The sequence below is a fragment of the Pseudomonas sp. MF6747 genome, from assembly GCF_963890955.1.
Taxonomy (GTDB): Bacteria; Pseudomonadota; Gammaproteobacteria; order Pseudomonadales; family Pseudomonadaceae; genus Aquipseudomonas.
This window is the reverse complement of record NZ_CAWPSZ010000034.1, coordinates 366,888-374,944: the sequence shown is the minus strand read 5'-3', so window position 1 is coordinate 374,944 and position 8,057 is coordinate 366,888. Positions and strand designations below refer to the sequence as shown.

Below are 8,057 nucleotides of genomic sequence, written 5' to 3'. Positions count from 1 at the left end.
ATGAAGGCTGGTTGTATTTGGCGGTGGTACTGGATCTGTTTTCTCGGCAGGTCGTTGGCTGGTCAATGAAGTCGCAGATGACCAGTGATTTGGCTATTGATGCGTTGTTGATGGCGGTTTGGAGGCGTAAACCGAAGCAAGAGGTGATGGTTCATTCCGACCAAGGCAGCCAGTACAGCAGCTCCGATTGGCGCAGCTTTTTGAAGGCAAACAATTTGGTTGCCAGCATGAGTCGCCGAGGCAACTGTCATGACAACGCCGTGGCCGAGAGTTTTTTCCAGCTTCTGAAACGGGAACGGATCAAGCGAAAAATCTACACCACGCGGGAAGATGCTCGGAGTGATGTGTTTGATTACATCGAGATGTTCTACAACGTAAAACGCCGCCATGGTTTCAACAATCAGCTGTCACCGGTAGAGTTTGAAAAGCGTTACGCAATGAGCTTGCAAGGTGTCTAGAGAATCCGGGCGATTCACTACACAACATTCGTGCCTCTGTGTCCATTAATGGTTCGATTCCCTCTACCCGCTCCACTCACATTTCGCGCCTACGTCGGTTACGACGCAGATGCCAAAAAAACCGGTCCCTGTGACCGGTTTTTTTATGGGCGCAATTTGTACATTCGTCACTTGCCGCGCGCAAACCTGTACAAATCAATATTTTTGTACAAGTATAAATACCAAGCGTTGGCGCTTCGCCGCGCATGATCACGGAGCCCGGCAATGACACGTCTACTGATTTCATTGTTGCTGGCGTTGAGTTTGAGCAGTTGCGGCAACGTCGAGGTCGCCCACTACGCCGACCAGAAACCGCAATTGGACCTGGAGCGTTTCTTCAGCAAGCCCGTCAAGGCTTGGGGGATTTTCCAGAAGCGTTCGGGCGAAGTAGCCAAGCGCTTTGAGGTCGATATCGCCAGCCGCCGCGAGGGCAATGCCCTGATTCTCGACGAGCGCTTTCTGTACAGCGATGGCACGCGTCAGCAGCGCGTCTGGACGCTGACCCCGGATGGTCCGGGACGCTGGCGCGGTCGGGCGGGTGACGTGGTCGGCGAAGCGATCGGCGAAGTTGCGGGCAATGCACTGCGTTGGCGCTACCGACTCAACCTGCCGGTGGACGGCTCGGTCCACGAGGTGAGTTTTGATGACTGGATGTACTTGATGGACGAGGACACGCTGATCAACCGCTCCAGCATGACCAAGTTCGGCGTCGAATGGGGCCAGGTCACGCTGTTCTTTCGTCGCCAATGAAACAACCCACCGTGAGGGTGAACCATGAACCTGAAAATGCTCACTGAATTGGCCGAGAAAGGCGAGATACGGGAGTTGGAGCTGCTGTCGCTGGAGGGTGGCTTCTACATCGCGCGGGTCAGGTTGGATCATGTCGAAATGACGCTGGTGGACGATGACGCCAAGCCCATGCGCATCGGCTCGACCACGCACTTGCGCGACCTGTTGCAGCGGGTTCCGCCGTTCCCGTGTGTGCTGGTGCAGCACAGCGTGCACGATGAAATGTGCGGTGTGCGCGAAGGGCCGATCGGCGCATTGCGCATACCGTTTACGCTGGCCTCGCCCCTTTAACCAGGGAATGTGCGGTTAAACCCCATCGCGCATTCCTCGCTGTACCACCCACGCCAACGGCAAGGTCAACAGCAAAATCCCCGCCAGTACCATCACCGCCACCGGCACACCGAGCGCATCGCCGACCCCGCCGAACACCACCGGCGCCAGCGCTCCGCCGCCAATGGTGCCGGTGTAGAACACCGCAAAAGCCTGTTCGCGCCTGCCTGCGCTCGCCAGGTCCGGGACGGCGCCGTAGAGCACAGAAGACGTGCCATTCAGCGCCAAACCCAGCAGCGGCAACATCACCATCAAGCCACTCAGCGGCAGGTACACGGCCGTGACGATCAACAGCGCGGTGCTGGTTTCGGTCAACCAGACGGTTTTCATCATGCCAATGCGAGCCCCCAGGTAGCCGCAAAGCAATTTGCCAAACGCACCGCCAATGAACAGCATCGTCAGCGCCAGCCCAATGCCCGCCGTGCCTGCGCCTTTGGCTTGCAGCAGAAACGGCAGGAACGTGAGAAAGCCCATGCGCACGGCGCTGTCGAGCGTACCGGTGAGGATCAGCGCACGCAGGCCTGCCACCGAGCCCGTGCCACTCGGTGGTCGGGCTTTTCTTATCGCACCGGACTCGCGAACTTCAGCCGGCACCAGCCACCACAGCATCCCCGCTGCCGCCAGACCGAGCAGCCCCAGCAGTGTGGCGCTGGCGCGCCAGCTGACGACGGTCAGCAGCAGGCCCACCACCCCAGGAATCAGGGTTTTGCCGATATCGCCGCTGAAGTTGTACTGGGACAGCGCCTGCTTGACGCCACCACCGTCCTCATAAGCGTCGGTGATCATCGAGGAGGCCAATGGGTGTTGGGTGCTGGCCCCCAAACCGCCCAGCAGCAACGCCAACAGCAACAGGCTCAGCCCGGTGGCTTGCCCCACCAATAAGTAAGCGACACCCGCAAGCGCAGTGCCACCCACCAGCAACGGTAAACGGCCCCAGCGTCGGGCGGCGCGGCTGGCCATCAGTTGGAACACGGCCATCATTCCGGAATAGGCGCCACGCAACAGGCCGATCTGGGCGTAGGACAAGGCGAACTGCGCCTGCCAGATCGGCAGCAACACGTAGATAACGTCCGTGAGGCCATCGTGTACGGCGTGAGCGCTGCAACCGGCGATCAGCGCGCGGCGCCGGCTGGAGGTTTCGCGAACAGGCACGGCAACAGTGTCATTCATGGTGTCGGCACCCGCTCAGGTTTGAGTGGCTTCCAGCCCGTCAGGGCGATCAGCAGCGTCAGCAGTTGAAAACCGATAATCAGCGCCACACAGCCGGCCCAGCCCCAGCGTTCCCAGATCAATGCCGGGACGATGGCACCGCAACTGCCGCCCAGGTAATAGCACGTCAGGTAAACCCCCACGGCGCCAGACTTGCTCTCACCGGCGGTGGCACTGATGAACGCATTGGCGGCGGCCTGGGCCAGGAACACGCCGGTGGAACTGAGCGCCAGGCCCACCACAATGCACCACAGCGACGGCGCCAGGGTCAGCGCCGAACCACCGACACCGAGCGCGGCGGCGACCGCCAGCAGTTCGGCGTGAGGCCTGGCTTTGCTGAGGCGCCCGGCGATGGGAATCACGATCAACGCCAGCAGAAACACCATGTAAAGCGTGCCCAGCGCCGCAGGCCCCAAGTTGAACGGTGGCAGGCCAAGGTGCAAACCTGCGTAAGTAAATGCCGCAACCTGGGAGAACAACACGCAAAAACCTACGCCGTACGCCGCCAGCAAAGGTCGGCGAAAAACACCTGAAGCAACCGCTCCAGGCCGTTCGCCGCGCTGTCGATTGGCGGGCAACAGGAACTGAATAAACCCACCGACCATCAAGCTCAACACCGCCAGCAGTTCGAACGCTTCGCGCCAGCCGACGTATTGCGTCATCACACCGGTGACGAAACGCCCGGCGAACCCGCCCAGTACCGTGCCCGCCACGTACAGGCTGGTGACCTCGGTCACCGTCGCGCCACGCCAACGGTCGCCGATGTAAGCCACGCTGGTGGCAAACACCACCGGGATCACCATGCCCTGCACAAACCGCCACACCAGCACTTCGGCAAAACTGCCGGCATAGGCGGTCATCAGCGCAGGGGCGGCCAGCAGCAGCGCGGCCACGGCGATGACCGTGCGCTGTTCGAAGCGCCCGGTCAGCCGGCTGACAAAGGGCGCGGTGATTGCCACCGCCAGGGTGGTGACCGTGATGCTCCAGCCCGCTTCCTTGGCGCTGATATGAAACTGTGCGGCAAAGGTCGCGAGGATGCTCTGGGTGGCGTAAAGGTTGAGAAACGCAGCGCAGCCACACAGGAACAGGGCTAGACGGGCACAATGCAGGCGCGGTTTCATGAAACCTCTCGTTTTATTTTGTAACGCCTTTATAGAATGGCCGTCGGGTCTTAAACCAATACCGATTTCGAACCGATCAATACCCAAGGATCAGGATGCTCGACCTACGCAAGCTGCGTTACTTTCTGACGGTCGCCGAAGAATTGCACTTCGGCCGCGCGGCACTGCGCCTGCACTTGGCCCAACCGCCGCTGACTCGGCAGATTTCAGCGCTGGAGACAGAGCTGGGGTTCAAGCTGTTTGATCGCACCAGCCGCACGGTGTCTCTCACCGCCCAGGGGCGTTCGTTCTTGCCCTACGCGCGAGGCGTGTTGGAGCAGGTTGAATTGGCACAGGTCATCGCCGGCAAACTGGCAGCGGGCACCGCAGGCCAATTGGCACTCGGGTATGTCAGCTCGATCGCTTTGTCGGACCTGTTCAGCCAAGCGATCCAGGCCTTCGCCCAGCGCTTGCCCGATGTGCAGTTGACCCTGGTGGAGTGCGCCTCTGGCAGCCTCGGCGCGCAGGTGGCAGACGGCCGGCTGGATATCGGATTGAGTCGGCTTTCGCCGCACACAGCAGACGTTCACGCGTTGTCGTTGGGCGAAGAGCGGCTGGTGGCCGCAGTGTCCAGCGACAGTCCGCTGGCCAAGCTGGCGCAGGTCAGCTTGGCGCAACTCAGTGCGTATCCGCTGATTCTGTTCCCGGCCGACTACGGGTCGGGTCTGAACCAATCCATCGAGCACCTTTACCGCCGCCACGCCCAGCCTTTGCGCGCGGGGCCAACCGGGCGGCAGATCACCTCGATCATTGCCTTGGTGGCCGCCGCACAAGGCGTGGCGTTGGTGCCCGCCTGTACCCAAAGCCTGATGAACAAGGGTGTGACGTATCGGCCGCTGGTGGAGGCGGATGCGTGCGCGCAATTGTTGGTGTTGACGCCCGCGCAAAGGAAAAATGTATTGGCTGATGCATTTCTCGCCATCCTTGCGCAGGTGTTACACAGCCGGTAATGCTTTTAAAAAACCGCAAACCTCTTTCCAATACCCCACCAGGGCGCTCATTCAACACCGACCGAAACCCGCTCATCGGCCGTCGTGAGCCGGCGGGTTTGTCGCTCGGTAACGGGTATTTCCATTGCCCCGACGGGCGCTACTGGAACGGCGAGCCCCTTGAGGAATTTGATCGCAAGAAACGCGGTTTCCTGACAGGCAGATGGCATTACAGTAGCGTCCTGGCTTTTAACACCCGTCCTTCGAGGAGCCCGCTCATGCCGTACGAATACACGCTCATGCCCTCCCCCGTCGGCCAGCTCACCCTGGTGGCCCGCGACGGCAAGCTCACCGCGATCCTGTGGGAACAGGAACGCGCCAACCGCGTACGGCTGGGCGAGTTGCGCGAGGCCAACGACAGCCCGGTGCTGTTGGAAACCGCGCGCCAGCTACGCGAGTATTTCGCCGGCGCACGCAGCCAGTTCGAGCTGGAACTGGACTTCAACGGCACGCCTTTTCAACAACAGGTCTGGCGGGCGCTGCTGACCATCCCGTTCGGCGAAACCCGCAGCTACAGCCAGATCGCCGAGCAAATTGGCAACCCCAAGGCCGTGCGCGCGGTGGGTGCCGCCAACGGGCGTAACCCCATCTCGATCGTTGCGCCCTGCCATCGGGTCATAGGCGCCTCGGGTGGGCTGACCGGGTTCGCCGGAGGGCTTGGCGCCAAACACTATTTGCTCGCGCTGGAGGGTGCAGGCCAGGCAGAACTGGGCTTCTGAGGCGAACCGCGACAAAAACGTACAACTTTGCTCACCGACGCTTTTGTAAAAAGAAATTTCAAAGAACCGCTGCGGTCCATAATTTCATCACCCACCCATTAAGGAAAAACGGTCATGAAATTCTCCGCAGTCTCTCAATCCTTGTCCCGCTGGGCAGGCAGCGCCCGGACGTTCTATGCGGCCGTCGCGTTGATATTCCTGTGGAGCCTGAGCGGACCCTATTTCCACTACAACGACACCTGGCAGTTGATCATCAACACCTCGACCACCATCATCACCTTCCTGATGGTCTTCCTGATCCAGAACACACAAAACCGCGACAACGACATCCTGCATATCAAGATCGACGAACTGCTGCGCGTCTCCAAAGATGCCCAGAACGCCGTGTTGAGCCTGGATGGCCTGGACCGCAAAGAACTGGAACAACTGCGCAAGCAATACCGCAGCATCGGCGACACCGGCACGGTCAGCTTGAGCACCAGTTGTGGTGAAAGGGTCGACGATGCACACCCCAACAAAACCGATCTGAATCAAACCTAAAAAAAACGGCGGTTGGAAATCATCCAACCGCCGTTTCTCGTTTCAAGTGACGCAATCAACCGTCGCCTTGATGACCTTTACCGTACGTCGAGGCCAGGGCACGGGCTTTTTGCAGACGCTCTTCAAGCTTGGGCAGCGTCTCGTCCACCAGTGCTTTTATCTCTGGCACATCCGACGCCGCGCCTTCTTTCTTGAACAGGGCGATGGCGTCTTCGTTTTCCTTGACCTGCTGCGCGGTGTAGGCGGCGTCAAAGGAGTCGCCATCCTTGAGTTCAGGCATCAGGGTTTCGGCCTTGTCGACGATCTTCTCGCGCGGGGCCACGGGCAAGTCGAGCTTCTTGGCGATGGCCGCCAAATGCTGGTTGGCCAGGGTGCGTTCGTTGATGACCTCGATGGTGTAGTCCTTGATTTCCTGGGACGACGTCCTGGCGTGGGCCATGCGACTGGTTTCGATATCGGCCATCCCTTTGGCCGAAGCCTGCTCGATGAATTCAGCAGGCGACTGGGCGAAAGCATTGCTGGCGCCGAGGCCCAGCAGCATCGCGAAACTGGCGGTGCGTAACCGGATAGCCATGCGGCTCATGATGGGTTCCTCCAGGGCAAAAATAGGTGCGGGGAAATACGCCCCGCCCTGAATTCGAATTTTCAGGGGGGCAAAGGTTTAGAAAAAACTCGCCAGTGCGACGAACGGTCGTTGTCGCCTCAAGCCGGTTTGCTGCCGAACAGGCCCGGCAACGCGTGCGCCAGGGCGTTAATGGCGAAGCCGATAAACATCACGCCGCACAGCCGGGTGATGAGGATTTCATGCCGCTGGTACACCGTGCGCACGCGCTGGGCGCCCACCACGCCGATCAGAATCGCGTAAGCCAGCAGGCCGCCGATGAAACTCAACAAGATCAACGACGGCAGCATTGCCCATGTCAGCAACTCGGCACGGCTGGACAGCAGCGCGGTAAAGGTTGCAACCGCCACCGGGTAGGCCTTGGGGTTGGTCAAGCCGAACAGGATGCCGTGCCAGAACGGATGGCGCGCCGCGCCCTGAGGTGCATCGCTGCTGCGGCGCTGGGTGCGAATCGCCCGCCAGCCAAGCCAGAACAAGTACACACCGCTGAGCACGCCCAGCACATCAAAGGCGCTGCTGCCCACTTCCCGCGCGCCCACAATGGCGACCAGCGCCGTACTGCACCACACCACATCACCCAGCAAGTGCCCGCACAGAAAACCCGCCCCGGCGCGACGGCCACGAGAAGCGCCGATCCCAAATACCGCCAGGACGCCCGGCCCAGGCGTGATCCCATAGATAAAACCCGAAGCAAGAACGGCGAGCAGCAAGGAGGGGGTCATGGACGCGACTCTGACAGGCGATTGAAAGGTGCAGCGATTCTGCACGTTCTGGCGCTACGGGTAAAACTGCATGCCTGCATAAGGCTTGGCGCGGCAGGCCTGAAGGCGCGAAGCCAGGTCGCCGACATGCGCCTCGAGCTTGTGCCCATCCGGGTCGAGAAAGTAGAACGAGGCACCTTCGCTGCGGTTGTCGCGCCACTCCTGCACCTTGGCGTCTCGCAAGCGCGCCACCAGCGCGGCGAACGCATCGGCGGCGGCGGTGAACGCGTAATGGGTGTAATCCACCGCAGGTGTGGTTGAACGCGAAGGATCGAGCGACAGGCACAGCCACAAACCGGGCAATGAGAGGTAGGCGCCCTGGTCCCAGGTGGCGTCGAGCTTAAGCTGCAGCAGCTCATGGTAGAAGCTGACGCTGCGGTTCAAGTCGGTAACGGCAAGGGTCAGGTGGTTCAAGCCTGAGAGCATGAGTTTTTTTCCTGT

11 protein-coding genes are annotated in these 8,057 nt (G+C 60.6%); 6 read left to right on the top strand and 5 right to left on the bottom strand.

Translation table 11 applies throughout. The features are described 5' to 3' along the window. The 3 genes from AACW30_RS23905 to AACW30_RS23895 form a co-directional block, all read left to right on the top strand. The coding region (locus AACW30_RS23905) for an IS3 family transposase (RefSeq protein ID WP_200623602.1) at window positions 1-458 on the top strand (458 nt) is incomplete at its 5' end. Between the two features lie 264 nt (window positions 459-722). Then, window positions 723-1,247 (top strand): DUF3833 domain-containing protein, encoded by a 525-nt coding sequence (locus tag AACW30_RS23900; RefSeq protein ID WP_200623600.1) that lies wholly within the window; start codon window positions 723-725, stop codon window positions 1,245-1,247. Window positions 1,248-1,271: 24 nt separating this feature from the next. Beyond that, window positions 1,272-1,577, top strand: a complete 306-nt coding sequence (locus AACW30_RS23895) for a DUF6482 family protein (protein WP_200623599.1) — start codon at window positions 1,272-1,274, stop codon at window positions 1,575-1,577. 15 nt (window positions 1,578-1,592) lie between these two features. On the opposite strand, the gene AACW30_RS23890 is transcribed toward AACW30_RS23895, so the two are convergent. Both AACW30_RS23890 and AACW30_RS23885 read right to left on the bottom strand, forming a co-directional pair. Beyond that, window positions 1,593-2,786, bottom strand: coding sequence for an MFS transporter (locus AACW30_RS23890; protein ID WP_200623597.1), 1,194 nt, complete (start codon window positions 2,784-2,786; stop codon window positions 1,593-1,595). Continuing rightward, window positions 2,783-3,946 (bottom strand): MFS transporter, encoded by a 1,164-nt coding sequence (locus tag AACW30_RS23885; RefSeq protein WP_200623595.1) that lies wholly within the window; start codon window positions 3,944-3,946, stop codon window positions 2,783-2,785. Before AACW30_RS23885 ends, AACW30_RS23890 begins: the two co-directional genes overlap by 4 nt. 95 nt (window positions 3,947-4,041) lie before the next feature. On the opposite strand from AACW30_RS23885, the gene AACW30_RS23880 reads away from it, so the two are divergent. From AACW30_RS23880 to AACW30_RS23870, 3 genes are all read left to right on the top strand, one after another. Beyond that, on the top strand, window positions 4,042-4,935 hold the full coding sequence (locus AACW30_RS23880) for a LysR family transcriptional regulator (protein WP_200623593.1): 894 nt from the start codon (window positions 4,042-4,044) through the stop codon (window positions 4,933-4,935). A 257-nt stretch (window positions 4,936-5,192) separates the two neighbouring features. Further along, window positions 5,193-5,693 (top strand): methylated-DNA--[protein]-cysteine S-methyltransferase, encoded by a 501-nt coding sequence (locus AACW30_RS23875; RefSeq protein WP_169368454.1) that lies wholly within the window; start codon window positions 5,193-5,195, stop codon window positions 5,691-5,693. 114 nt (window positions 5,694-5,807) lie between these two features. Beyond that, window positions 5,808-6,233, top strand: a complete 426-nt coding sequence (locus tag AACW30_RS23870) for a low affinity iron permease family protein (protein WP_200623592.1) — start codon at window positions 5,808-5,810, stop codon at window positions 6,231-6,233. A gap of 55 nt (window positions 6,234-6,288) precedes the next feature. Here AACW30_RS23870 and AACW30_RS23865 read toward each other — a convergent pair whose 3' ends face one another. The 3 genes from AACW30_RS23865 to fos all read right to left on the bottom strand — a co-directional run bounded on the left by AACW30_RS23865 (window position 6,289) and on the right by fos (window position 8,042). After that, window positions 6,289-6,816 carry a DUF4142 domain-containing protein gene (locus AACW30_RS23865; protein ID WP_106577041.1) on the bottom strand — a complete coding sequence of 176 codons (528 nt, stop codon included), beginning with the start codon at window positions 6,814-6,816 and terminating at the stop codon, window positions 6,289-6,291. Between the two features lie 119 nt (window positions 6,817-6,935). Then, a complete protein-coding gene (locus AACW30_RS23860; RefSeq protein WP_106577042.1) occupies window positions 6,936-7,577 on the bottom strand; it encodes a LysE family translocator in 642 nt (213 codons plus the stop codon). Between the two features lie 54 nt (window positions 7,578-7,631). Then, complete coding sequence (fos, locus tag AACW30_RS23855) at window positions 7,632-8,042, bottom strand: fosfomycin resistance glutathione transferase (RefSeq protein WP_179678065.1); 411 nt, start codon at window positions 8,040-8,042, stop codon at window positions 7,632-7,634. Window positions 8,043-8,057: the final 15 nt, after the last annotated feature.